The organism is Acinetobacter sp. UBA3461 (genome assembly GCF_002381195.1).
GTDB lineage: Bacteria > Pseudomonadota > Gammaproteobacteria > Pseudomonadales > Moraxellaceae > Acinetobacter > Acinetobacter schindleri.
Genome location: NZ_DFRO01000027.1, coordinates 311,265 through 336,707, shown reverse-complemented (window position 1 = coordinate 336,707; position 25,443 = coordinate 311,265). Strand labels below are relative to the sequence as shown.

General features: G+C 41.8%; 29 protein-coding genes and 2 tRNA genes. 13 read left to right on the top strand and 18 right to left on the bottom strand.

From position 1 onward, the window contains the following. Positions 1–73 precede the first annotated feature (73 nt). Together B3D47_RS09045 and B3D47_RS09040 are read left to right on the top strand one after the other, a co-directional pair. A protein-coding gene (locus tag B3D47_RS09045; RefSeq protein ID WP_242787166.1) for an IS3 family transposase occupies positions 74–1,212 on the top strand; the annotation gives its coding sequence in 2 pieces (ribosomal slippage) (positions 74–332 and positions 332–1,212; 1,140 coding nt in all). A 9-nt stretch (positions 1,213–1,221) separates the two neighbouring features. Continuing rightward, positions 1,222–1,917 (top strand): MFS transporter, encoded by a 696-nt coding sequence (locus B3D47_RS09040; RefSeq protein ID WP_180184646.1) that lies wholly within the window; start codon positions 1,222–1,224, stop codon positions 1,915–1,917. Between the two features lie 243 nt (positions 1,918–2,160). Here B3D47_RS09040 and B3D47_RS09035 read toward each other — a convergent pair whose 3' ends face one another. Together B3D47_RS09035 and B3D47_RS09030 are read right to left on the bottom strand one after the other, a co-directional pair. Further along, on the bottom strand, positions 2,161–2,340 hold the full coding sequence (locus B3D47_RS09035; RefSeq protein WP_376747599.1) for a hypothetical protein: 180 nt from the start codon (positions 2,338–2,340) through the stop codon (positions 2,161–2,163). Between the two features lie 291 nt (positions 2,341–2,631). Then, positions 2,632–2,707: transfer RNA gene (locus B3D47_RS09030), tRNA-Arg, on the bottom strand. Between the two features lie 189 nt (positions 2,708–2,896). Between B3D47_RS09030 and B3D47_RS09025 the strand changes: the two genes are divergently transcribed. The 7 genes from B3D47_RS09025 (at position 2,897) to B3D47_RS08995 (ending at position 8,970) form a co-directional block, all read left to right on the top strand. Then, entirely contained in the window at positions 2,897–3,832 is a 936-nt protein-coding gene (locus B3D47_RS09025) for an ABC transporter ATP-binding protein (protein WP_286861497.1), read from the top strand. Next, entirely contained in the window at positions 3,829–4,602 is a 774-nt protein-coding gene (locus B3D47_RS09020) for an ABC transporter permease (protein ID WP_004815236.1), read from the top strand. Before B3D47_RS09025 ends, B3D47_RS09020 begins: the two co-directional genes overlap by 4 nt. Beyond that, positions 4,602–5,417, top strand: coding sequence for an NADPH-dependent 7-cyano-7-deazaguanine reductase QueF (gene queF / locus B3D47_RS09015; RefSeq protein WP_286861494.1), 816 nt, complete (start codon positions 4,602–4,604; stop codon positions 5,415–5,417). The genes B3D47_RS09020 and queF overlap by 1 nt, the downstream gene beginning before the upstream one ends. A gap of 19 nt (positions 5,418–5,436) precedes the next feature. Then, positions 5,437–6,087 (top strand): hypothetical protein, encoded by a 651-nt coding sequence (locus B3D47_RS09010; RefSeq protein ID WP_071320395.1) that lies wholly within the window; start codon positions 5,437–5,439, stop codon positions 6,085–6,087. Positions 6,088–6,382: 295 nt separating this feature from the next. Next, positions 6,383–7,384: a lytic murein transglycosylase B gene (mltB, locus tag B3D47_RS09005; RefSeq protein ID WP_286861492.1), complete on the top strand. Its 1,002-nt coding sequence runs from the start codon at positions 6,383–6,385 to the stop codon at positions 7,382–7,384. A 288-nt stretch (positions 7,385–7,672) separates the two neighbouring features. Further along, positions 7,673–8,284 carry a septal ring lytic transglycosylase RlpA family protein gene (locus tag B3D47_RS09000; protein WP_004815231.1) on the top strand — a complete coding sequence of 204 codons (612 nt, stop codon included), beginning with the start codon at positions 7,673–7,675 and terminating at the stop codon, positions 8,282–8,284. A gap of 230 nt (positions 8,285–8,514) precedes the next feature. Beyond that, the gene (locus tag B3D47_RS08995; protein ID WP_004815228.1) at positions 8,515–8,970 is read left to right on the top strand and encodes a DUF962 domain-containing protein; all 456 of its coding nucleotides are present in this window, start codon (positions 8,515–8,517) and stop codon (positions 8,968–8,970) included. Between the two features lie 33 nt (positions 8,971–9,003). Here the strand turns inward: B3D47_RS08995 and B3D47_RS08990 are convergent, their stop codons facing one another. From B3D47_RS08990 to rpsB, 3 genes are all read right to left on the bottom strand, one after another. Continuing rightward, on the bottom strand, positions 9,004–9,513 hold the full coding sequence (locus tag B3D47_RS08990) for a DUF3465 domain-containing protein (RefSeq protein ID WP_163171080.1): 510 nt from the start codon (positions 9,511–9,513) through the stop codon (positions 9,004–9,006). A gap of 85 nt (positions 9,514–9,598) precedes the next feature. Continuing rightward, entirely contained in the window at positions 9,599–10,477 is an 879-nt protein-coding gene (gene tsf, locus B3D47_RS08985; protein ID WP_004815225.1) for a translation elongation factor Ts, read from the bottom strand. A 141-nt stretch (positions 10,478–10,618) separates the two neighbouring features. Next, on the bottom strand, positions 10,619–11,365 hold the full coding sequence (gene rpsB, locus B3D47_RS08980) for a 30S ribosomal protein S2 (RefSeq protein WP_004892292.1): 747 nt from the start codon (positions 11,363–11,365) through the stop codon (positions 10,619–10,621). A gap of 208 nt (positions 11,366–11,573) precedes the next feature. Here rpsB and map point away from each other — a divergent pair, with 208 nt between their 5' ends. Both map and B3D47_RS08970 read left to right on the top strand, forming a co-directional pair. After that, positions 11,574–12,401 carry a type I methionyl aminopeptidase gene (gene map, locus B3D47_RS08975; RefSeq protein WP_004892289.1) on the top strand — a complete coding sequence of 276 codons (828 nt, stop codon included), beginning with the start codon at positions 11,574–11,576 and terminating at the stop codon, positions 12,399–12,401. Positions 12,402–12,655: 254 nt separating this feature from the next. Further along, positions 12,656–13,891: a pyridoxal phosphate-dependent aminotransferase gene (locus B3D47_RS08970; RefSeq protein ID WP_004815219.1), complete on the top strand. Its 1,236-nt coding sequence runs from the start codon at positions 12,656–12,658 to the stop codon at positions 13,889–13,891. 107 nt (positions 13,892–13,998) lie between these two features. Here B3D47_RS08970 and B3D47_RS08965 read toward each other — a convergent pair whose 3' ends face one another. Continuing rightward, the gene (locus B3D47_RS08965) at positions 13,999–14,409 is read right to left on the bottom strand and encodes a GFA family protein (RefSeq protein WP_004892283.1); all 411 of its coding nucleotides are present in this window, start codon (positions 14,407–14,409) and stop codon (positions 13,999–14,001) included. A 154-nt stretch (positions 14,410–14,563) separates the two neighbouring features. Here B3D47_RS08965 and B3D47_RS08960 point away from each other — a divergent pair, with 154 nt between their 5' ends. Next, positions 14,564–14,995 carry a PaaI family thioesterase gene (locus B3D47_RS08960; protein WP_286861488.1) on the top strand — a complete coding sequence of 144 codons (432 nt, stop codon included), beginning with the start codon at positions 14,564–14,566 and terminating at the stop codon, positions 14,993–14,995. Between the two features lie 22 nt (positions 14,996–15,017). On the opposite strand, the gene B3D47_RS08955 is transcribed toward B3D47_RS08960, so the two are convergent. Beyond that, positions 15,018–15,461, bottom strand: coding sequence for a hypothetical protein (locus B3D47_RS08955; protein ID WP_286861486.1), 444 nt, complete (start codon positions 15,459–15,461; stop codon positions 15,018–15,020). Positions 15,462–15,697: 236 nt separating this feature from the next. Here B3D47_RS08955 and B3D47_RS08950 point away from each other — a divergent pair. After that, a tRNA-Asn gene (locus B3D47_RS08950) sits at positions 15,698–15,773 on the top strand. 344 nt (positions 15,774–16,117) lie between these two features. Here the strand turns inward: B3D47_RS08950 and B3D47_RS08945 are convergent. The 11 genes from B3D47_RS08945 to B3D47_RS08895 all read right to left on the bottom strand — a co-directional run bounded on the left by B3D47_RS08945 (position 16,118) and on the right by B3D47_RS08895 (position 25,419). Continuing rightward, positions 16,118–16,771: a tRNA-(ms[2]io[6]A)-hydroxylase gene (locus tag B3D47_RS08945; RefSeq protein ID WP_286861484.1), complete on the bottom strand. Its 654-nt coding sequence runs from the start codon at positions 16,769–16,771 to the stop codon at positions 16,118–16,120. A gap of 12 nt (positions 16,772–16,783) precedes the next feature. Beyond that, on the bottom strand, positions 16,784–17,509 hold the full coding sequence (pdxJ, locus tag B3D47_RS08940; protein WP_273798685.1) for a pyridoxine 5'-phosphate synthase: 726 nt from the start codon (positions 17,507–17,509) through the stop codon (positions 16,784–16,786). Positions 17,510–17,522: 13 nt separating this feature from the next. Continuing rightward, positions 17,523–18,233: a DNA repair protein RecO gene (recO, locus tag B3D47_RS08935; protein WP_286861480.1), complete on the bottom strand. Its 711-nt coding sequence runs from the start codon at positions 18,231–18,233 to the stop codon at positions 17,523–17,525. An 11-nt stretch (positions 18,234–18,244) separates the two neighbouring features. After that, entirely contained in the window at positions 18,245–18,442 is a 198-nt protein-coding gene (locus B3D47_RS08930; RefSeq protein WP_248602918.1) for an NF038104 family lipoprotein, read from the bottom strand. Between the two features lie 17 nt (positions 18,443–18,459). Beyond that, positions 18,460–19,488 carry a GTPase Era gene (gene era / locus B3D47_RS08925; protein ID WP_004815199.1) on the bottom strand — a complete coding sequence of 343 codons (1,029 nt, stop codon included), beginning with the start codon at positions 19,486–19,488 and terminating at the stop codon, positions 18,460–18,462. Beyond that, on the bottom strand, positions 19,488–20,186 hold the full coding sequence (gene rnc / locus B3D47_RS08920; protein ID WP_004815197.1) for a ribonuclease III: 699 nt from the start codon (positions 20,184–20,186) through the stop codon (positions 19,488–19,490). Before rnc ends, era begins: the two co-directional genes overlap by 1 nt. Next, complete coding sequence (locus B3D47_RS08915; RefSeq protein ID WP_004815195.1) at positions 20,158–20,529, bottom strand: DUF4845 domain-containing protein; 372 nt, start codon at positions 20,527–20,529, stop codon at positions 20,158–20,160. Before B3D47_RS08915 ends, rnc begins: the two co-directional genes overlap by 29 nt. 27 nt (positions 20,530–20,556) lie before the next feature. Continuing rightward, positions 20,557–21,384, bottom strand: a complete 828-nt coding sequence (gene lepB / locus B3D47_RS08910; protein ID WP_004815193.1) for a signal peptidase I — start codon at positions 21,382–21,384, stop codon at positions 20,557–20,559. Between the two features lie 20 nt (positions 21,385–21,404). Next, positions 21,405–23,222 carry a translation elongation factor 4 gene (lepA, locus tag B3D47_RS08905; protein ID WP_004815191.1) on the bottom strand — a complete coding sequence of 606 codons (1,818 nt, stop codon included), beginning with the start codon at positions 23,220–23,222 and terminating at the stop codon, positions 21,405–21,407. A 234-nt stretch (positions 23,223–23,456) separates the two neighbouring features. Continuing rightward, positions 23,457–23,912 (bottom strand): acyl-CoA thioesterase, encoded by a 456-nt coding sequence (locus B3D47_RS08900; protein WP_349679240.1) that lies wholly within the window; start codon positions 23,910–23,912, stop codon positions 23,457–23,459. 121 nt (positions 23,913–24,033) lie between these two features. Further along, on the bottom strand, positions 24,034–25,419 hold the full coding sequence (locus B3D47_RS08895; protein WP_004892260.1) for a Do family serine endopeptidase: 1,386 nt from the start codon (positions 25,417–25,419) through the stop codon (positions 24,034–24,036). Positions 25,420–25,443: the final 24 nt, after the last annotated feature.

Below are 25,443 nucleotides of genomic sequence, written 5' to 3'. Positions count from 1 at the left end.
TTTGGAGCTGGATGGACTGCCACCACTCTCCTAGACAAATTTCGTCTATTCTTTTTGCATAGGAGAGAACATTATGAGTGGACAACGATACACCCCAGAATTTAAAGAAGAAGCTGTTAAATTGATTACTGAACGTGGATATTCTGTCACTGATGTGGCAGAACGTTTAGGTGTATCACAGCACAGCATTTATAAATGGCTAAAGGCCGTACAGCCTTTACGCAACAACCCTGATGAACATGAACTACTCGAAGCAAAGAAAGAGATCCTTCGTCTTAAAAGTCAGCTTAAGCAAACTGAAGAAGAGCGGGATATCTTAAAAAAGGCCGCAAGGTACTTTGCAAGCCTGCCCGAGTAAAGTATCAGTTTATCCTTGAGTACAGCCATCAATTTAAGATTAAGACGATGTGTCGGGTTCTTAAGATTGCTCGTGCTGGCTATTATGCCTGGCTACATGAACCCGAATCAGGCAAAACAATTGAAGACAAACGGTTATTACAACTGATCCGTTCTTCTTATGATGCCAGTTATGGTATCTATGGTTATCGTCGCATCACGCTGGATCTTAAAGAGCTAGGTGAAAGCTGTGGACCGAATCGTGTGCTGAAGATCATGAAGAACAATGGCATTGCCGCTGTTCGAGGATATAAGAAGCATAAAAGCTATGGTCGTGGTCGTCCTCAGATTGTGCCACCTAACCATTTAAATCGAGAATTTGTTGTAAACACACCTGATACCTCGTGGGTGACTGATATTACCTACATCCGCACTTGGCAAGGCTGGTTATATCTGGCTGTGGTTCTCGATTTATATTCAAGGAAAGTCATCGGTTGGTCAATGAAACCTACGCTTGCCAAGGATATCGTTTTGGATGCCCTTTTAATGGCGGTATGGCGACGCAGACCCAATGAACCTGTGATCATACACTCAGACCAAGGCTCACAATACAGTAGCGGAGACTGGCAGAAATTCTGTCAGAAGCATAATTTAGTTCCGAGTATGAGTCGTCGTGGAAACTGTTGGGACAATGCTGTTGCTGAATCCTTTTTTAGCAGCTTAAAGAAGGAAAGAATTAAAAAGAGGATCTATAAAACACGAGAAATGGCGCGTGCAGATGTATTTGATTATATCGAGATGTTTTACAATCGAATCAGGCGTCATTCGCATCTCGATGGGATGAGTCCAGAAGCCTTTGAGGCAGCTTCAAAATGAGGCCGTCTCGTGTCTAGGATACTGGGAGCAGTCCACTATTCACTGATGTGTATGTTGTGGGCAAAATTTAGCATCCATTCTCCTGCTCCTAAGACACAACCTGCCGGAGTCATGAGCAACTATAAAGTCGTATTAAGCAATCGATATGCGTGGAGCTTTATGCTCTGTAACAGCTTTTCTTTTGGTGGAATGTTTGCCTATATCACGGCTTCATCTTTCGTTTTTATTCACTATTATGATTTTAGTCCACAGCAATACGCCTACCTGTTTGCCTTCAATATTTTCTCAATCATTATTTTCACCAGCATCAATAGCCGCGCACTTAAAAAATATTCAGCATTTCAATTGTTAAAAGTGATGTCTGCCATTTCCTGTAGCGCCGGTCTGTATTTGGCGTGTATTACCTTTTTCAAACTTGAAGCCGTTGAACTTTTAATAGTTGGTCTAATGATCTATGTTGGTGTTACAGGTTCGATTGGTGCCAATTCGATTGCGAATTTATTGAAACTTTTACCACAACAAGCTGGCACTGCTTCAGGACTTGCTGTTTCAATGCAATTTGCCATGGGTGCACTTCTCAGTTATATCGTCAGCCTCTTTTTTATTAATAACCATCCAGCATCTATGAATTGGGTGATTTTTATTGCGGCAAGTTTAGGTTTCACCAGTTTATTGCTCAGTCGTGGTATGAAAGATATTAACTAAACTTCCACTTCCATGGCTTAAAAATTGCAATCAATAATCCAGTCAAGCCAATATAACTCGCAGTTTCTGGCCATTCCTCCAATAATGGAATGGCCAAAATCACAGCAAAAAAAAGGAGCTAATACCAAAATACTACCAGCACGAAATGCACCCAAATCTCATAAAAGTTCTGTAACTTAACAAGAATACCTGTAAGCTGAGTTACTTTTTAACGAGTTCTTCTGAATAATCTCTTGCATCGGCCTAATAGCTTTTATTTTTAAAAGCCAGAATATCTGGCCCCGAGCCACAACCAACATCAAAAATCCAAGTACCTTCAGACAACTCAGCTAAAAATGGCTGATATAGACTTTCCATATCAACTTCAAACGTTGAAGCTGTAAATTTTTCTGCATGCTTATTGTAGCAGTCTATTGTATTCATTACGGACACTTAGGCCAAAAGATATTTTTAGTCTACAAGAAAACAAAAATAAGGGAGCTAAGAAGCATCCCTTATTTTTGACTCGCCAACTTTTGAGTCTATAAAACCGACAACTAATTTAGGCATCTTTTTTACGGTATATTTTTTTCAAGAAACAGGATATACCGCAAAAATTACCGTAAAATTTTCCAGTATCCTAAATGCCTTAGAACATTATCGGACAATAGAAAGATTTAAGTTGTTAATCTTTAATAATATTATGATTGGATAGGATTTATTCAAATAAAGAGATGGTGCGCTCAGCGGGACTCGAACCCACGCCACAGGCTTCGGAGACCTGTACTCTATCCAGTTGAGCTATGAGCGCTTATATGAGGAGTGCGCACATCATAACAAAAAATCGCATAAGGTAAACAACTATATATAAGCTAGTGATTTTAGTGACTACGCTTTGAACAATCTTCTCACACCTTTATAAAAGAATTCCCACTCAATCACTTGGCTTATTTATATAGATCACTCACAATATCTCAATTTTTCACCATTTGAGATCTCCATGACTGATGCATTGACCTTAAGGGATTTGTCAAAGACCTATCGCAATGGCTTTCAAGCATTAAAAGGTATTAATCTGGATGTACCAGAGGGTGAGTTTTATGCCCTGCTCGGCCCGAATGGTGCAGGTAAATCTACAACCATCGGCATCATTAGTTCTTTAACAAGAAAAACTTCTGGGACTGTTGAAATTTTTGGTCATAACCTTGATACCCACCCTTCTGAAGCGAAACAGTGTTTAGGCGTAGTACCACAAGAATTCAACTTCTCCCAGTTCGAGAAAACGTTCGACATCCTTGTTACGCAGGCGGGTTATTACGGTATTCCAAAGAAAGTTGCTCAAGAACGTGCCGAAGAATATTTAAACAAACTAGGTTTGTGGGAAAAACGCGCTACACAGGCACGTATGCTTTCAGGCGGGATGAAACGTCGTCTGATGATCGCCCGTGCTATGATGCATGAACCAAAACTGTTAATTCTGGATGAACCAACGGCGGGTGTCGATATCGAGCTGCGTCGCTCGATGTGGGACTTTCTGAATGAGATGAACAATAAAGGTACATCAATCATTCTGACCACTCACTACTTAGAAGAAGCAGAGATGTTGTGTCGCCGGATTGCAATCATTGACCGTGGTGTCATTAAAGAAGACACCACCATGAAGAACTTCCTCAATCAGCTAAATGAAGAATCCTTTATCTTCGATCTGGCCGAACCAATCGAACCTCTCCAGCTCGATATTATTGGTGTGAGGTTTAATCTGGTCGATCCAATGACATTGGAAGTCACTTTAGATAAAGCAAATAGTATGAATGAGCTGTTCCAGTTACTCGAAGCACAGAATATCCAAGTACGTAGTATGCGTAACAAATCCAATCGTCTTGAAGAATTGTTTGTGAAAATGGTTGAGAAAAACCTCAATGGAGCTGCGCAATGAATTTAAATCAGCTTGGCGTTGCCCTCTATACCATTATTTATAAAGAAATCCGCCGCTTTATGCGGATCTGGCCCCAAACCCTACTTCCACCTGCCATTACCATGACTTTATATTTCGTGATTTTTGGCAATCTGGTGGGTTCACGGATTGGAGAAATGGGCGGCTTTAGCTATATGCAGTTCATTGTGCCCGGTTTGATCATGATGGCGGTCATTACCAACAGTTATGCCAACGTATCTTCTAGCTTCTTCAGTTCTAAATTTCAAAAGAGCATTGAAGAACTGATTATGAGTCCGGTACCGCTACATGCAATCCTGTGGGGCTATGTTCTAGGTGGCGTGGCACGTGGTATTTTGGTGGCAATTATTGTGACCAGCATGAGTCTATTTTTTACTGACTTATATATTACTAACTGGTTCGTCACTATATATACAGTACTCGTTACTTCGCTACTGTTTTCATTGGGTGGCTTTATTAATGCGGTGTATGCCAAATCCTTTGATGACATCTCGATTATCCCCACTTTTGTGCTGACTCCCCTGACTTATTTAGGTGGTGTATTCTATGCCATCAGTGTTTTAAGCCCTTTTTGGCAAAATCTCTCTTTAATTAACCCGATCGTCTATATGGTGAATGCATTCCGTTTCGGCATTTTAGGTCATAGCGATGTCAATGTTTCCATTTCATTGGCTGTGATTACCTTCTGGTGTGCTGTGTTATACGGTATTGCTTACTATTTATTGTCTCGTGGTTCAGGAATGCGTGAATAATGAGTGTAGAACATTCTCTTCTTGGTAAAGACACCAACTATCCAACAGAATATCAACCGGAGATTCTGTACCCAATTTCACGTGCACCTGCGCGTGAGAAATATGCTCATATTGAAGCTATTCAACAAGGTACGGACTGGTGGCATATTTTTGAAATATCCTGGTTAAATGCTGCCGGTGTACCACAGGTCGCAATTGGTCGAATGATTTTACCCGCATCTTCCCCAAACTTGATCGAATCCAAATCTCTTAAGCTGTATTTCAATAGCCTGAATTTTGCCAAGTTTGAGTCTAAATCAGCTTTTATTGCGACAGTCGAACAGGATTTATCTAAAGCCGCTGAAGCGGACGTAAAGCTAGATCTGTTCCATGTTGATGAACTTGAAATTTCCAAGCCTGAAGGTATCTGTATTGATGACCTGACTCCGGAACGCCTGGAAAATCATCCAGATGCTTCTTTATTGTCTTTAGATCAGTACAGCGATGAAAATATCGAAGTACAACTCTATTCACATTTATTAAGAAGTAACTGCCCAGTCACTGGACAACCGGACTGGGGTACAGTATTTATACGCTATCAGGGCAAAAAACCTTGTTATAAGAGTATTTTGGCTTATATTATTTCGTATCGTCAGCACAACGGTTTTCACGAACAATGTGTGGAACAGATGTTTGCCGATATCTGGCAAAATCTGAAACCGGAAAAGCTGATGGTATATGCGACCTATACACGCCGTGGTGGATTGGATATCAACCCTTGCCGTGTATCGGACTTCACATGGATGCCTCGCCCTATTCGTTTAGCGCGACAATAAGAAACATTGAGGTTTAACGATGCCTTTTTTTGGATTTATTCCTTCAGCAGAACTTTTAAATACAATTCAGACTGCACAGAAAAATAAAAATTCCAGCGAACCGCTGTATCCACTTCGTGACAAAACGGCATTAATGATCAATGATGAGATCATTGATGCCATTTTGACTGAACTTGTACGCAAGTTCCCAGCAAGTGATAAGCGTGATACTGCGGAAAAACTGGCAGGATATATCAAGTCCACGGTAGCAGTCTTGCTCAAGCAGTTATTGGGCAAAGCTCCCAATGAGGTGGTACGTGAATCCATTGCCTTTTCTGAACGCAGTCTGTTTAAGGATCCTGAAGGCAACATCCGTATCGGTGAATCTCTCGATGCCAATCTGGTCACTAACCTTAAGTACCAGTTTGCTGAGGTGAAAGCAGGCAATGAAATCGACAAACAGACCTTGAGCAATCTCTATAAGGAGTTTGGTGAGGCGACTGTGCGTCATTTCATGGTGGATTTTAACAAAACCCTAGATCTGGGCATGATTAAACGTAAAGCGGCGGATATCGGTGCTTCTGCAGTGATCAAGGCAATCAACATTGCTGCTGATAAAATCATCCTGAAATTAAACAAGGATGAACTAAAGGCAATGGCGGAATACCACGATACTTTGTTCTATTCCTAATGTAAGTTGATCAAAAAAGCCTGACTGATGTCGGGCTTTTTTATTACCAATGAAATAGCTTGTTACAGTAAATGCATCTTCACAAGAAAAATGCGTTAAAAATAGCCATACTTTGTCTCTTTTTGTCAAAGCGGTTGGATGTCATTATCCAGTCAATGTTATCTTTAATAGTCCTGAGCAATTGTGTTCTGTTTACAAGATTTTATCGATTTTTTGCCTCTTTTTTCGGGCATAAATAGAATTGCAGGATGCCCCCTATTGCCAACTCATTCATGAAATTGGAAATCACTGTCAGATGTTAAAACCACATTTTTATAAAAAACTTAAACGACTTTCTCTGGTATTCGCTGCACTAAGTTTTAGTAGTTTTAGCCAAGCCAATGATTTCCAAACGCATCCCTCTTATTCCGCTTTTAAAATCAAAACCATGCAACAGTATGGTTTAAGTAATGAACAGATTGACTGGGCCATGAATGGTACACGCAATTTACCGAATGTGTTGAGCATCATGAGCCGTCCAGGTGAAAGCAAACCGTGGTATAGCTATAAAAACAATTTTCTGGCTGAAAGTACCATTCAGCGTGGTGTGCGTTTTAAACAGCAGTATGCCGATACCCTGAATCGTGCTGAACAGCAGTTTGGTGTACCACAGGCGATTATTCTTGGGATTCTAGGAGTAGAAACCGGTTTTGGTAGCAACAAAGGTTCTTTTATCACTCGTGATGCATTAGCCACTCTTGGATTTAATGGTGATCGCCGCAATGGATACTTTCAGGATGAGCTTTCTGCTCTGATTGCCTGGTCATATAAAGATGGGGTGCCAACCAACTCCGTAGTGGGTTCTTATGCCGGTGCGATCGGTTATCCTCAGTTTATGCCAAGCAATATTCCCAAGTTTGGTGTCGACTATGATGGCAATGGTCATATTGATCTTCGTAACTCTGCTGTGGACGCTATTGGTTCAATTGCCAATTATCTGGCTCAGCATGGCTGGCAACGCAACCAGCCAATTGCTTTCCCTGCACGTTATGCTGGTTCAAATCCGGATGCAATAATTGCCAAGGACCTAACCCAGCCAACACCCTATGGTGTATTAAAAACTCAAGGAATTAGTCCTATGAATCCGATCGTAAAAATCGACGATCTGGATTTGGTCAATGTCATTCAATTGCAAGAAAATTATGGGCCGATTTACTATATTACTTATCCAAATTTTCAGGTGATTACCACCTATAATCGCAGCCGAATGTACGCCACTGCTTTGTGGTTGTTAGGTACAGAAATCGTGAGTCGATAAGACTCTTATTTACCGCAAGACACAAAAGTCAACAAATATTTATGAGAAATAGTTCAAATTCTGGACTTTTTTCATACTTTGTTACAATTATGGTTATTTTTTAACCAACTATTGTTTATTTTACGTTCTTTTCAAGACTATTTTAATTAAAGACTAGACAGGCTATTACCGGCATGAATATTATCCATTTCGTCAAATGTAGTTGCATAAGTTAAATATCAGGCTCGTTTACTTGGTTTTTCAGCACTTTAGATTAACCTTTTGAACCCGCTGCTAGGAGTTGATTCGATGCATTCTTCAATCAAATACTTAATGGCCATTGCCACGACCGTCACACTAACGCAGTCGCAGGCAGAATTGGTTCAGTCATCATCATTAAATAATGATAATGACCGTTCGCGTGTTGCCACACGTGTTCTGAATCGTGAAGCTCAAAGCTTCAATTCAAACTTTACAAATTTAAACAGCCTTTCAATCACTGAGCGTTCTGGCGATAAAGTTCGTCGTGAAACGATTGCAGCTAAAATTGAAATCCCTGAAGATGAGCCTTCAGTGATTGAAAAACTGAACACTGTTGCTTCCAACACAGTTCGTAAATTCAGCCAGACTGGTACAGCATCTTGGTATGGTCGTCAGTTCCACGGTCGTAAAACGGCTAGCGGCGAAACTTTCGACATGAACGGAATGACTGCAGCTCACCGTAGCCTCCCATTGAATTGTTACATTCGTGTGACTAACAAGAACAATGGTAAGAGTGTGGTAGTGAAAGTAAATGACCGTGGTCCATTCCATGGCAACCGTGTACTTGATTTATCTTATGGTGCAGCCAAGCAAATTGGCATCACCAATGCGGGTACTGCCAAAGTTAGTATTGAGCGTGTACAAGGGCCAAACTCTTAAGATTTAGCTTATTAACGCATTTGACCAAAAGCCACAGATAATGTGGCTTTTTTTATGGAATGATTTGCTGTGCTTAAATTAGAACTTATTTCAGGTGTACTGTTACTGCTCTTATCCGCCCTGCTCGTCTATTGGTCTTTTTCCAGTAAGCTGACTTCCTGACGAGTGCGTTTTGACCACCACCCTGTTCTGCTTTATATTTTAAGAAATAGAAGCAGCAGGAGTGGAAAATGAAAACTGTAACGGAATGGTTTGATGAATACAGCGACAGTCATCAGAACAAGACTAACAAGCTGATCCACTGGGTCTGTGTGCCCACTATCTATTTTTCTATTATCGGTATTCTTGCTCACTTCAGTGCATTACTCACTGCATTACTGGTTGTCTTGGCGATGATCTTTTATACGCGTCTTGATATTGTATTGGCGGTTGCTATGGCAGCACTGACTTTAGTTATGGCCTGGTTGATATGGATCCTGCCAGTCGGCGTCGGTTTTTATATCGGGCTATTTGTTTTTGCCTGGGTTGGCCAGTTTTATGGGCATAAAGTGGAAGGTAAAAAGCCTTCTTTTTTTAAAGACCTCCAATTCCTTCTTATTGGCCCGATTTGGTGCATGGATGCGTATCTAGGTAAAGTAATTCCTTTTTGGAAAAGTCGCCAAATAAGCGAAATGAAGCGCATTTAGCGCTATTTCTCATTTTCCTTCATGGGAAGGACCTTATTGATAGGTTCTTCCTTGATGTTTTAACCAGCCATCAACGTGTTTTCGGCTTGGATCATGATGCGTCCAATGAATGACCCCACCTTTTTCGCTATATTCATATTCACCAAAAAATTCGACAACGTCGCCTTTTTGAATATTTGAAATACGCGGTGCCAGATCAATATTATGAGCGATCAGCACGGTATGGCCATTGTTTAGTTCTAAAATAAACTTCTGATGACGAGACCCTTCATTATCATCTTTTAATATCGCAACCACCTCGCCTGCACCTTGAACCTGAATATCACTTTGTCTTTGCTGATAAGCCTGTTGTATACGTGCAGTACCCGTATTTACCGTATTAATATTTGCACGATCAGGCTGCTGTTTATGTTGTTCAGTAGCTTCCTGTACAGGTGTGAAAGTATTAGTCAGTTGCTTGGACTCAGATAGATCAAGCCCTAAATAAGCAGCAACCAATAGTACGATGACTGCCCCAATCCCTATCTTTGCTTTATTTGCCATCATTCTCCCCTGATCAGTAATGACTTAATCATAAAAAAAGCCCCATTAAATGGGACTTTTTCTAACTTTTACCTAAAGGTAAAAATTATTGAGCAGCAGCAGCTTGAGCAGCAGCAACTTCATCAGCAAAGCTCATTTCAGCTTTCTTCTCGATGCCTTCACCCACTTCGAAGCGAGTAAATTGAGCAACTGTAGTACCAGTTGCTTTAAGGATTTCAGCAACTTTTTTGTCGTTGTCGATAACGTATTGTTGACGCTCAAGAACAACTTCGTTCAGGTATTTCTCAACAGAACCTACAACCATCTTCTCAACGATGTTTGCTGGTTTGCCAGATTCAAGTGCTTTCGCTTCAGCGATTTCTTTTTCTTTCGCGATTAGCTCAGCTGGAACTTGTTCAGCAGAAACTGCAACTGGGTTGAACGCAGCAACGTGCATTGCAATACCTTTACCAGTCGCGTCGTCACCTGTATAAGACACAACAACACCGATCTTAAGACCGTGTTTGTAAACTGCAAGGTTTTCGCCTTCAACAATTTTCGCACGACGTACTTGGATGTTTTCACCGATTTTTTGAACAAGCGCAATACGAGCTTCTTCAACAGTAGCGCCATCTTCAAGTTTAAGTTCAGCGATTTTAGCAACATCAGTTTCGTTAGCAGCAAGAGCAGCAGCAGCAACTTTAGCAGAGAAACCAGCAAAGTTTTCGTCTTTAGCAACGAAGTCAGTTTGACAGTTTACTTCTAAAAGAATTGCTTTGTTGCCTTCCTGAGCGATCGTGATCGCGCCGTCAGCAGCAATATTACCAGCTTTTTTAGCTGCTTTTGCTTGACCAGATTTACGTAGATTATCGATCGCAAGTTCGATGTCACCACCAGCTTCTGTCAAAGCTTTTTTACATTCCATCATTGCAAGACCTGTACGATCACGCAATTCTTTAACCATGCTTGCTGTAACTGCAGTCATGTTTATCTCCTAAATTCGGTAGAAAATGAATTCTTTATAGAACAGAAACGGCCCAGAGGATTCTCATGGGCCGCCTGCATACACGACGCTTACTTTGCCACCATCACGTGTCGCAAAAATGACAAGCTAGCGTCTAACGCATTAAGCCTCAGAAGCTGGAGCTTCTTCTGCTTTAGCTTGTGCATTTGCTTGTGATTGAGCATATTCTTTACCAGCAAGAATCGCGTCAGCCATAGCAGAAGCATAAAGAGTAACTGCACGGATCGCATCGTCGTTACCCGGAATAACGTAATCTACGTTGTCTGGGTTAGAGTTTGTATCAACGATACCGATTACAGGAATACCAAGGTTTTTAGCTTCTTTGATTGCAATTGCTTCGTGATCAACGTCGATTACGAATAGTGCGTCAGGTAAACCACCCATGTTTTTAACGCCGCCAAGACCGCGTTCAAGTTTTTCCATCTCACGAGTACGCTCAAGAGCTTCACGTTTAGTCAGCTTAGCGAAAGTACCGTCTTGAGATTGAGTTTGAAGGTCTTTTAGACGGTTGATTGACTGACGAAGAGTTTTCCAGTTAGTCAACATACCACCTAACCAACGGTGATCAACGTATGGTTGACCAGCGCGTTGAGCTTGCTCACGGATGATTGCAGAAGCTGCACGTTTAGTACCAACGAACAAAACTTTGTTCTTTTTGCTAGCCAATTGGTTAGCAAAGTTCAAAGCATCATTTAACGCAGGAACAGTGTGCTCAAGGTTGATGATGTGAATTTTGTTACGCGCGCCAAAGATGTATTGACGCATTTTTGGGTTCCAGAAACGAGTTTGGTGACCAAAGTGCGCGCCAGCTTGTAGAAGGTCGCGCATGCTTACGTTGTAATCTGCCATTTTCTTTACCTTAAAGATTTGGGTTAGGCCTCCATATATCCGCATTCTCCACCCTTGCGGGCACCCAGAGTAATGTGACGATATATGTGCGGATTTTTAATACACCATTCATCAAGCTACGCAAATATATTCACGAAAAAGCATTTGATAAAATGGGCGGCTATTTATACCATAGTCGCACACAAATTTCCAAAAGTTTTTAGAGATCATGAACACTACTTATCAAGCTCCCCGTCGTTTAATTAAATCCGCTGAAGATATCGAAAAGATGCGTGTAGCTGGACGACTGGCGGCAGAAGTTTTGGATATGATCAAACCGCATATCAAACCGGGTGTTTCGACGCTTGAATTGGATACGATTTGTCATGACTATATTGTAAATGTACAAAATGCGATTCCAGCATGTCTGGGTTATGGCGCAGCGCCAGGCCGTCCTGCTTTCCAGCATACCATCTGTACATCAGTCAACCATGTGGTTTGTCACGGTATTCCCTCTGAAGGCAAGATCCTAAAAAAAGGCGATATTCTTAATATTGACGTGACTGTCATCAAAGATGGTTTTCATGGCGATACCAACATGATGTACATCGTGGGGGGTGAAACTTCTATTCTGGCGAACCGCCTATGTAAAGTCGCTCAAGAAGCGATGTATCGTGGGATCGCAGTAGTTAAGCCAGGTGCAACCATGGGTGATATCGGTCATGCGATCCAAAAATATGTGGAATCTGAACGTTTTAGCGTAGTACGTGAATACTGCGGTCATGGCATCGGTACCACTTTCCATGACGAACCGCAGGTGCTGCATTATGGCCAGCCAAATACCGGTATGATCTTAGAAGAAGGTATGACATTTACGATTGAACCAATGGTCAATGCAGGTGTTTGGCAAACCAAATTGCTGGGTGACAAGTGGACGGTTGTGACCAAGGATCACAAATTATCTGCGCAATATGAGCATACTCTTTTAGTAACAAAACATGGCGTAGAAGTCCTGACTGCCCGCCCTGAAGAAGATTTGTCACGTTTTACGGCATAATCCTTACAGGAAGCGCACAAAAAAGGTTACCCACAGGTAGCCTTTTTTATTTTATATTTCACATATTTTATAGATTTCAAGTTTAGCCTGAAAGCCTTCAGTTACTGCGCCTTAACATCGAAGTTCAAGATAAACTTCGGCTATCAAAACACTTTTTCCGTAAAGTTTTATAAATTCTTTTGCCTAATGTGCACCAATATAGGCTAAGATATTGTGCTTTTTATTTTTTAATCCCTATAAGAAGGAATACCGCCGTGGACGTACGTCTCTCTGATCGTGTAAATGCCATCAAACCGTCCCCAACGCTTGCTGTGACTAACAAAGCTGCTGAACTTAAAGCTGCTGGTCATAACGTAATTGGCTTGGGTGCAGGTGAACCAGATTTTGATACACCACAACACATCAAAGATGCAGCAATTGCAGCGATTAACAACGGTTTCACCAAATACACCGCTGTAGACGGTACGCCAGGTCTTAAAAAAGCCATTATTGCCAAATTCAAACGTGACAACAACCTTGACTATGCAGCAAACCAGATCCTGGTTTCTTGTGGTGGCAAGCAATCATTTTTTAACTTGGCACTTGCCTTGTTAAACAAGGGTGATGAAGTCATCATCCCTGCACCATTCTGGGTAAGCTACCCTGATATGGTGATCATTGCTGAAGGTGTTCCTGTTATTGTGAAATGTGGTGAAGAACAACGTTTCAAAATTACTCCTGAACAATTAGAAGCGGCGATCACTGACAAAACTCGTCTAGTGGTATTGAACAGCCCTTCTAACCCGACTGGCATGATCTATACGAAAGCTGAACTAGAAGCTTTAGCTGCAGTACTGCGTAAATACCCAGAAGTGTATATCGCTTCTGATGACATGTATGAACCAATCCGTTGGGATGACGAGTTCTACAATATCGCAACTGTTGCGCCAGACCTTTATGACCGTACAATCGTATTAAATGGTGTGTCTAAAGCCTATGCAATGACAGGCTGGCGTATCGGCTACGCAGCTGGTCCTGCGAAACTGATTGGCGCAATGAAGAAAATCCAGTCTCAATCAACTTCTAACCCGACTTCAATTTCGCAAGTTGCTGCTGAAGCTGCATTGAATGGTCCTCAAGACGTACTTGAGCCAATGATTGAAGCATTCAAACGTCGTCATGACCTGGTTGTAAAAGGCTTAAATGATATCAATGGTATTTCTTGCCTACCTGCGGACGGTGCATTCTATGCATATGCAAACATCAAACCATTGATTCGTGCCAAAGGTCTTAAATCTTGCACAGAATTCTCTGCTTGGTTACTGGAAGAAACTGGTGTTGCAGTCGTTCCTGGTGATGCATTCGGTCTAGGCGGCTTCATGCGTATCTCTTACGCAACTGCTGACGAAGTACTGGTTGATGCACTTGCTCGTATCAAGAAAGCTGCTGATTCAATCGAAGGCGTAGATGCTGCGATTGCGTCTATCGAAGCTGAAAAAGCTGCTAAATAATTTAGAGACTTTCTCAAGTTTTTAAATAAGAAACCCGCGTTTATCGCGGGTTTTTTTATTTGTTCTCTTTAAATTTAACCTTAAATTTTGCACTTTCAAAACTAAAATTATGAGCGATCCGAATTAAACATCTCGATGACTTCAGCTTCAGTCATTTTTTGGGTTTGATTATTAAATAAATAGAAGGCTGGCTGATGATCCACATAAATCTCCAGATTAAAATCCAAATCCTCAGGTAATTCCTCCAATGTAAAAACATTGATATGGGCAAATGAGTGATCTTTGGTCCGCCAAAAAATAAAAGTACCACAAACCCTACAAAAGCCACGCTCCGCCCATTCTGAAGAGTTAAAAACAGATAAATACTGCTGATCGACAAAATGAATATCTTCGATATCAATAGTCATTAATGGCCCACCGGTCTGGCGGCGACACATCGAGCAATGACAGGCAGCAACTTCATGATTCCTGAGTTGTACTTCAAACCGAGTCACACCACATAAACATCTTGCTTTCATCAGTATTCCTCATTGAACTTATTTTTTATATTTATTTTTAAGCCAAGGTATAAACCCTGCATACTCCAATCATACAATTTTTAATTGATGCCTGAGCCTCCATCCATCTAGAATTTAAAGATCATTCCAAAATCTAAAATAACAAGAGCAAGCAATGGATATCAAGAATCTATCAGGTTTACAGATTATGCAAGAAATGTGTAATGGCAACCTGCCGATGCCTTCTATGGCAACAACCATTCCCATGAAACCTACTTTAATTGAAAGTGGTCAGGTCACGTTTGAGGTGCAGGCAGATCAACACCATTTAAATCCTTTAGGCGGTGTACACGGGGGCTTTGCTGCAACAGTACTGGACACCGTAACAGGCTGTGCAATTCATACCGTTTTAGAAGCAGGTGCAGGATATGGCACGATTGATCTCAATATTAAAATGTGTCGCCCCATTCCCCAAAACAGACCATTGACGGCTATTGGTCAACTCATTAATACCAGCAAAAATCTTGCAATCTCAGAAGGAAAAATTATCGATGAAGATGGCAAGCTTTATGCTTATGCAACAGCCACCTGTATGATTTTTCGTTAAAAACTTCTAGTTTAAGAAAGACTTAAAGCATACCCCACTTCGCATGCGGTGCTTGAACAGCTTTTGGTTGAGTCAAAGCCTGATACTCAAAATAATGTCTAGAGACATTCGCTAGACTTAATTCTTGAGTCTGTGCAGTAGATGTCTGCCAAACTTTAGACTGATTTGAACCCGTGATGAAATTTCCCGAAATAGCATAAATAAACAGATCTTTTGGCTGTATTTCAGGCGCATTCAGGAATACTTCAAAGCTAAATTGGCGCTCCTTCTCAACCAGCCATTTTTCTGCAAACCACAATTGTAACAAGTCACCCAAATACAACTGTTTTGCAGCTAAGGGCCATAAACGGATTTCAGCGCCATGAACAGGAGTAAAATATTGGGTAGAATCTTGAATAATATCAAGGTAGTTTTCTTGATAGAAAGACAGTTGAGCGAAAATTTGAGGGATAGTGAGCGTATTCATTCGCTTTCTCCGGTTTAGCCATTTTTGTGCTGGCAAGTAGGTTTAAATCCACACTGTTTGACCATCTGGTCAAACGACTTTATATTTTCAATTTAGCAATTCGCTTATGCACTGACAAGCTTTTTTTGAATTTTAAATTTGATTGTCTAAATTAAAATCAGACAAACTATATTTGCAATAAATATAGAAGTTTTTGCTTGACCCCTGTCAAAATCCCTCTATAATCGCATTCAGATTCTCCCATAGCTCAGTCGGTAGAGCGACGGACTGTTAATCCGCAGGTCCCTGGTTCGAGCCCAGGTGGGAGAGCCAAATTCAAGAAAGCCCAAGCATTTAAGACTTGGGCTTTTTTATTGTTCTAATCTTTACTCCCATCAAAACTTTTCATCTCCCCCTTCTCACCCCTCTATGAAATTAGAATGATCCTGATTGATAAACAGACTTCCATCAGATATGAAGGATTTTATTTTTAACTCGTACATTTTTTTAATATTTAATATTTAATATATCCCTAAGTAGAGCTGCCTTTAAATCCACACAGTAATAGTAGACATTTAAAATTGCTTAGGCTATTTTTTAAACTTAAAAGACACTGAACTATACTTTCGATAGATATAAAAAATCCCCCATTTTGGAGGATTTTTTTTAAGGATGCTTTAAGCAGCTTTTACTGGTACACCACTATGGAAGCGGAACATCTCATCTGGACTGAGAATCAGATTCTTTTCTACTTCACGAATATGTTCAATACGCGCCTGAATATCTTCTTTTGGATTTTTCAGTTTTGCTGTTTTCGCTACATCCATAGCGAGTGCTAGATAGTCCTCAAAATGGCGAGATTCGGATTTGAGCAGGTAACGGTAATAACGCCCAAGTTCTTCATCCACATACGGTGCCAGTGCATAGAATCGCTCACAAGAGCGAGCTTCTACAAAAGCACCAATGACTAGCACATCAATCAGCGCTTCCGGTTCATAAGTACGGATTTCTTTGCGTAAGCCACCGGCATAGCGTCCTGCACTGAGACCAGTCCACTTCTGACCACGCTTGTTCATGAATTCCAGCACCTGTTCATAGTGCAACATTTCTTCGCGTACCAGCTGTGCCAGCTTTACCTGTAAGTCTACGAAAAAGCTGTAACGAAACATCAGGTTCATTGCAGTACTGGCAGCTTTCTTCTCACAGTTGGCATGATCCTGCATCAGGATCTCCAGATTCTGTAAGGCTTCATCCAGCCAGGCTTTAGGAGTTTCACAACCCAAGAAACCAATGACTGGCTTCATGAGTTCATCATAATCAATATTCGACATAACTTTTTAATCTTAACGTGCAGCTTTAATTGCAGCCTTCATTTGTTGTACAGCTTGTGCCAGACCACCAAAAACTGCATCTGCAATAATCGAGTGACCAATGTTTAATTCATGAATTTGCGGAATTGCAGCAATTGGAGTGACATTATCCAGATTCAGACCATGACCTGCATTCACCACCAGACCTTTAGAAGCAGCATATTCTGCCCCTTTGATAATGCGCTCTAGTTCAGCTTTTTGTGCTTCAGGTGTTTCAGCATCCGCATAAGCACCGGTATGGATTTCAATCGTTGGTGCACCACACGCGACCGCAGCATCAATCTGGGCAAAGTCAGCATCAATAAATAGTGACACATCACAGCCAATCGCAGTTAGCTCTTGAGTAGCCTTCTTTACATCTTCAAAATGACCAACCACATCCAGACCGCCTTCAGTAGTGACTTCCTGACGTTTTTCAGGCACAAAACAGACATGATGCGGCTGAATTTCTTTAGCAAAAGCCACCATTTCATCAGTCACAGCCATTTCCAGATTCATATGCGTGGTCAATACCGGACGCATACGACGTACATCATCATCCTGGATATGACGACGGTCTTCACGTAAATGCAGGGTAATGCCCTCTGCACCCGCCTGTTCGCAGATCAATGCAGCATTGACTGGGTCTGGGTACGTCGTACCACGTGCTTGTCTTAAAGTTGCGACATGGTCAATATTGACACCAAGTAATGCAGCCATAATATTTTCCTAACTACGATTGAGATTGAGAATTTTGTATCCACAATTGCCGACTTTTGAGTGGCCGATCACCAAGTAAGGCAGTGATGACCTGTCGATAAAGCTTCGTCAATAATTGTAACTGTTCTGGATTAAAATCCATACCGTTTTCATAGCTCAACATAGTTAAAATCTGCTGTCCCGACATGGTTGAACGTGAGGCTTTGGCAGAGGGCATGAAACCATCATTGAGCTGAAAATAGTAATGCTGTTGAGGAGCGATAACTACCTGATTTGCATCGACTGAAAAGTCCAGACCATAGCCGAGTTCTTCCAGCAAAACATGCTCAAACTGGCGCAAGATCTGCTTGAGATAGGTATTCGGATCACTTTGCGTAGAAAGCTGCTGCAAAGCTACTAGAGTTTCGCCATATTTCGCATAAGTCTGCGGCATTTCTACTTCGAGTGGGCAGAGTCGCAGCAGAATCTCGTTCAGATAAAATCCTGAAAAGAATGCATCTCCAAAAAAGAAAATGGGCTGATTGACAATTTCAAGCTTCGTAAAATTTTTGAGTTCAGATTTACCAGACGCTTGCAAGCTGATTGGCTGATATTGTGGTGGTGGCGTCTGTCTTAAAATCCCATCGATACGGCCGTATTCCTGGGTAAATAAATGCACAATATGGCTGCGATCACGATATTTTCGGTGATGAATCAGGTATCCATGCAGCATTTCATTACGCATAGGCTGTTTCTTTAATCTTTATTCTTTTTTGATTTTTTATCATCTTCTTCGTCATCCCCATCAGGGATCACTGCACCCACAACAGCCGCAGTACCTTTGACTGCGACTTTTGTAGTTTTATAAGCAACTTTCACTGGAACGGTCACAACTTTATGAATACAACCCTGCAAGAATAAAACACATGCAGTAATTGCCAGCAATTTCATCATGATCCGTTCCTGTAAAATTAAATATCGCTATAACCTAAGCTTTTTAATGCTCTTTCATCATCAGACCAGCCACCTTTGACTTTCACCCAAAGTGTCAGCATGATTTTCTGTTCGAACATTTTTTCCATATCGACACGTGCATCCATGCCAATTTTTTTCAACTTAGAGCCTTTTTCACCAATCACAATGGCTTTCTGGCCAGGGCGATCAACGAAAATCGTCGCATCGATATAGGTACATGCTGGTTTCATGCGACCGGTTTTCTCATTCAAGGTCGGCTCTTCCGTTTTAAAGGATTCGATCTGAACAGTTAAGTCGTATGGCAGCTCTTCGCCCAACTGACGCATGATCTTTTCACGGATAATTTCAGATGCCAAGAAGCGCTCTGAACGGTCAGTCAGCTGATCCAGTGAATATAACGGTGGCTGGAACGGTAGATAGTTAGCAATCGTTGTACGCAGATGCTCAAGGTTAGCACCACGAAGCGCAGAAACCGGTACGATTTCAGCAAAGTTCATCAGCTTGGCACGTTCTTGAATCAAAGGTAATGCATGGTTTTTATTTTCTAGTGTATCAATCTTATTGATCACCAGAATGACCGGCATATCCGCATTTTTCAGCTTTTCCAAAACCAGGTCGTCGTTTGGCGTCCACTTATCTGCATCAACAACAAATAAAACCAGGTTCACATCACGCAATGCAGAATGCGCAGCGCGGTTCATCATTTTATTGATGGCACGTACTTCTTTCTTGTGCATCCCTGGAGTATCCACAAATACTGCCTGAGATTTCTCACGTGAATCAATACCCACAATCTTGTGACGTGTGGTTTGTGGCTTACGTGAAGTAATCGAAAGTTTCTGTCCCAAAATATGATTCATCAAGGTTGATTTACCCACGTTTGGACGACCAACAATCGCAACAAAACCACTGCGGTAATCCGAAGGGATTTCAGTGCCTTGTTCGCTAAAAAATTGACTAATTAAGTCATTGCTGTCGCTTTGCGACTCGTGATCAGCATCGATGTGATCGGAATGAGTAGTCATTAAGACTTATGCTCCAATAGTTTTAAAATTTCTGCTGCAACTGCTTGTTCAGCAAAACGGCGACTTGAACCCTCGCCGATCAGGATAGGTAAGTCCTCAATCCGGCACTCCACTTTGAAATGCTGGTTTGGGGCATCCCCTTGAATATCTACAACCTCATAAACTGGGAGAGGTTTCTTACGTGCTTGTAAATACTCTTGTAAGCGAGATTTAGGGTCTTTAAGCTGATCGGTCGGCTCAATATGGTCTAAATACGGTTCGTACCATTTTAACACAATCGGCTCTAACACGGTGAGATCACCGCAATCGACATAGATCGCACCAATAATGGCTTCTACCGTATCTGCCAGTATAGACTCACGATGATGACCACCAGATTTCAATTCACCGGTACTGAGAATTAAATTCTGGCTCAGCTTTAAATCATTGGCGATTTTTCCTAATGCTTCCTGACGAACCAGAGTCGCACGCATACGCGTTAAACGGCCTTCATTTTCGTGTGGATAAGCAGTGAAGAGATAATTGGCAATGATCATCCCTAAAAGCGAATCGCCCAGAAATTCCAGGCGCTCGTAGTTGTGTTTATGACTGACTGAACGATGGGTCAATGCCAGTTTCAGCAAATCAGCCTGTTTAAACTGATAGCCGATCCGCTTGGCAAGACGTTCATCATTTAGCTTTGACTGTGCTTTGATCAAACTCTTTCTCAAACTTCATCACTAAATCGATATTCATTAGAAAATTCTTGCGAACTTCATAATTCTTTCTTACGACCATCGCTTGCGCATTGTCGAGAATAACATTCTGCTTAATGTCAAAATCGCGAATATTATTCATCTCTAAACGCTTAGACAGTTCCGAATTAAATTTCTCCGGCGTGATATTTGCAGGAGCTGTTTTTAGTAGCTCCTCAATCTGGCTATCTACTAGGCGGTCATCGAAATACGGTCCCCATACCGCAATTGCGATTTTTGCCAGAAAAGCAAACCCCATAATTGCAAACAATATTGCAATATACGATGCACCTTGTTGATGTCTCATTTTTATTTTCCCAATTGAAACAATAAATTAGTCAATTGTTCCGTTTCGGCTAAACGAAGGTAATTTAAAACCTGGTTCTTTATGCATCCATACATAGAATGCGCGACCGGTTAAATTTTCTTCCGGAACAAATCCCCAGAAGCGACTGTCAGCACTTTGATCACGATTATCCCCCATCGCAAAGTACTGACCTTCTGGAACTTTTACTTCCCAATATAAACCATTTTCACCTGAATATTTACCATTTTCCACAAAGTTGATAAATGGTGCCTGACGCGCCACATTTACCCCTTCAAGCTCACGCATAGTAAAGGTATGCTTACCTAAAGTCTCTTTGTGATAAATTGATTCAGGCGTATCTAAACGGTCTTTTTCACGGCTAAATTCAACAGGAACTTTAGTGACTTTTTCACCATTAATAATCAATTGACCATGATCATAAACAATATGATCACCCGGTAAACCTACAATACGTTTGATATAGCTAATGCCAGGTTGTGGTGGATAACGGAATACCGCCACTTCACCACGTTCTGGACTTCCAGTATCAATAATTTTGCTATTTATGATGGGCAGACGCACACCATAATCAAATTTATTGACCAGAATGAAGTCACCTGTTTCCAGGGTGGGCACCATGGAATCAGATGGAATATTAAAAGGCTCATACAAGAATGAACGCAGAACCAGCACAACGGTCAGCACTGGCCAGAAGTCATATGCCCAGGTAATGATAAAATTTTCATTGCCCTTGCCTTTGGTCTGTCGTTGTTTCAGAACAAACTTATCAAGCAGCCATATTGCAATAAAAAACAGCGTGGCAGGAACAAGAATTAAATTAAAATCAAAATCCATGGGCTTATATCCTTATTATTTTAGCGTTCGACTTTTAATACGGCTAAGAACGCTTCCTGTGGGATTTCTACGCTACCCACCTGTTTCATACGTTTCTTACCTTCTTTCTGTTTAGACAGAAGTTTTTTCTTACGTGACACGTCACCACCATAACACTTCGCCAATACGTTTTTACGCATCGCTTTTACAGTAGAACGGGCAATAATTTGTGCACCAATGGCTGCCTGAATCGCGACATCAAACATTTGACGTGGAATCAGGTCTTTCATTTTTTCAACCAGGGCAATACCACGGTGACGTGCATCCTGACGGTGACAGATCATCGCCAAGGCATCCACTTTGTCACCATTGATCAGGACATCAACTTTAACCAATGATGAACTTTCAAAGCGCACAAAGTTATAGTCCAGTGAGGCAAAACCGCGTGAGCAAGACTTCAGTTTGTCGAAGAAATCCATGACCACTTCAGCCATCGGAATTTCAAAGGTAATGGATACCTGATTACTCATGAACTTCATGTCTTTTTGCACGCCACGGCGCTCAACACACAAGGTCATCACATTACCCAGATATTCTTGTGGTACTAAGATATGACATTCTGCAATCGGTTCACGCAGGTCTTCTACTGTTGAACCGTCTGGCATTTTTGATGGACTGTCGACATAGATGGTTTGACCATTTTTCATCACCGCTTCATAAATTACAGTCGGTGCAGATGAAATCAGATCCAGATCGTATTCACGTTCTAAACGCTCCTGTACGATCTCCATATGCAGCATACCCAAGAAGCCACAACGGAAACCAAAACCAAGTGCATCTGAACTTTCAGGTTCAAAGAACAAGGCAGAGTCGTTAATCTGTAATTTTTGCAGCGCTTCACGGAAAGGTTCAAAGTCACTGGCATCAATCGGGAACAGACCTGCATAAACCTGAGGTTTTACCTTCTTGAAACCTGGCAATACTTCAACATCTGGAGTAGAGGCAAGTGTGATCGTATCACCGACTGGCGCACCAAAGATGTCTTTAATGCCCGCAATCACAAAACCTACTTCACCCGCTTCAAGAATATCGGTTTCGGTATGCTTTGGATTGAAGATACCCACTGAAGTAATGATGTGCGTCTGACCAGTTGATTTCATCAACATCTTGTCGCCTTTACGTACACGACCCTGTTTCACACGAACTAAAGACACAACGCCCAGGTAGTTATCGAACCATGAGTCGATAATCAATGCTTGCAGCGGTGCATCACGGTCACCTGTTGGCGCAGGAATCACATTCACCAGAGTTTCCAGCACACCTTCAATACCCAGGCCTGTTTTTGCAGAACAGGTCGGTGCTTCAGTGGCTTCAATACCAATGATATCTTCAATTTCCTGAATTACACGCTCAGGTTCAGCCTGCGGCAAGTCAATCTTGTTCAGAACTGGCAATACTTCCAAACCTTGCTCAATTGCGGTATAGCAGTTTGCAACAGACTGTGCTTCCACGCCCTGTGCTGCATCTACAACCAGCAATGCACCTTCACACGCAGCAAGCGAACGCGATACTTCATAAGAGAAGTCTACGTGTCCCGGGGTATCAATGAAGTTCAGCTGATATTCCTGACCATTCGGGTGTGTGTAGTACAAGGTCACCGATGCCGCTTTAATGGTAATCCCACGTTCGCGTTCAAGTTCCATAGAATCGAGAACCTGAGCCTGCATTTCACGATCCTGCAAACCACCACAGGTTTGAATAAATCGATCCGCCAGGGTCGATTTACCGTGGTCAATATGCGCAATAATCGAGAAGTTACGAATGTTTTTAATATCAACAGATTTTTTAGCTTGCGCCATGGGCTACCTTGAGAAAAAAACGCGCCATGCAATATAAAGGGATTGCACAACAAAAGCCGAATAGAAATTGCCGAGGATTATAGCAGAATGCAGTTACAGAAAAAGAATTATATTTTCGTCGCTCATTCCACTACTTTGTTTGCCATGAAATCGCTCTGACCAAGTTTTTGCAATATCAGAGCGATTGTCATTAAATACATACAACCACATTTAAGTCTTCTTCATTGCTGATATTTAATCTGTCAGATACAACTGACTAAAATCCAAAGGATTGATATCTGCTAATAAGGGTTGATACGCTTGGGTAAATGTCGGTGACATCCGCTTCGGACGACCAGTGGCAATTTCCACACAGGCCCATTGCGTACTCCCTGTAAAGATTAGGTTCTGATCTGCCGGACGATAGAAGGCATATTGGCGGAATGAATAGAGTGCATTGATATCATTTAACCAAGTACGCAAAATCAGCTCATCACCTTCAAATGCTGCCTTACGATATTGCACTTGATGCTCAACTGCGACCATAGCATGCTTTAGTTCCAGGTACTGCTCTAGACCCAAACCGATCTGTTCAATATGCGCGGTTGCAACATCCTGCATCCACTGCACATAGACCACATTATTTACATGCCCCAAGATATCAATATGTTCTGGTTTTACTGTTAACTTCAGGTCAAAAATACCCTTCACGCGTTTCTTATCCTTTAGATCATATAGCGACTTAGAGTCTACAGATTTTATTTGCAGGGTAAATTGCCAAATATTAAAAAACCGCCTGAGTTCAGACGGTTTTTACCAACCAATGATGCGTTTATGAGACTCGCATGCCCACGATCACGCGCTGTCCTTGACGGATAAGTGTTACCCGCGCGACGCTGCCTTTGTTTAATTCAGATACAGTTTCTACAAACTGGTTGCTGTTCAGAACAGTCTTGCCATTAATATTGGTCACCACATCATTCGGCATGATACGTGCTTGTGCCGCAACTCCACCTGGACGCACATCCTGAATCACTACACCACCTTTGATGTCTAAACTACTCATTTCATTTGGTGTCAGGTTACGAATAGTGACCCCGATGACTGGTCCTTTGTTTGGTTGCGCCTGATTGCTGGCATTCGCTGGGGTATCGTCCGGTGCTGCACTTAAAGTGGCATTGATATTACGGCGTTTGTCATCACGCAAGACTTCTAACTGGATCTGCTGTTTTGGTGCAGAACGGTTTAAGTAATTCAACAATTCACTGGTACGAGAAATATCAGTCCCGTTATATTTAAGAATGACATCTCCCGCCTGTAAGCCTGCTTTGGCCGCTGGCGAGTTGGGTGCAATCTGGGTTACCAATGAACCTTCCGGCTTAGACAGCTTATAAGATTCTGCCAGATTACGGTCAATATCTTGCAAGCTTACGCCCAGATAAGAACGGGTAACTTTACCATTGCGTTTCAACTGGTCTGCCACTTCCATTGCGACATCAATGGGAATGGAGAATGACAAACCCATATAACCGCCAGTTCCACTAAAGATACGTGAATTCACCCCGACTACTTCACCCTGCTGGTTAAACAGCGGCCCACCAGAATTCCCCGGGTTTAAAGCTACGTCAGTCTGAATGAATGGCACTGCAGTTTCACCCATCATATTACGCATCTTGGCGCTGACAATTCCGGCAGAAGCCGAATAGTCAAAACCAAATGGTGAACCGATGGCGAGTACAGGCTCACCGACACGTAAACGCCCCACATCTCCCGTGCGTAATTCCGGGAAACCTGCACCATTGACCTTCAGTAAAGCCACGTCAGTACGTTCATCGCTACCTACAACTGTCGCATCAATTTCACGACGGTCATTTAAGGTAATGGTCACCTTGGATGCATTTTCAATCACATGGTGATTAGTCAGCAAATAGCCGTCTTTACTGATAAAGAAGGCGCTGCCATACCCTGTTTTTTCTTGAGGCGCACGTGGCTGAGGAATAATGACCTGATTACCAAAGAAACGGCGCAAAATATCTGGAATTTGTTGTTGTAATAGCTCTTCTTCGGACATTTTTTTAACAACATTGACACTCACCACTGCCGGACTGACTTGTGCAACCAGATTTGAAAAATCAACTGGAGTGGCAGCCCCCGCCTGCAATGCTGTCATTGTTAACGTTGCTGCAAATATTCCGTGTTTAACATCCAAGATTTTCATATATTTATTCACTCAAATGACTGA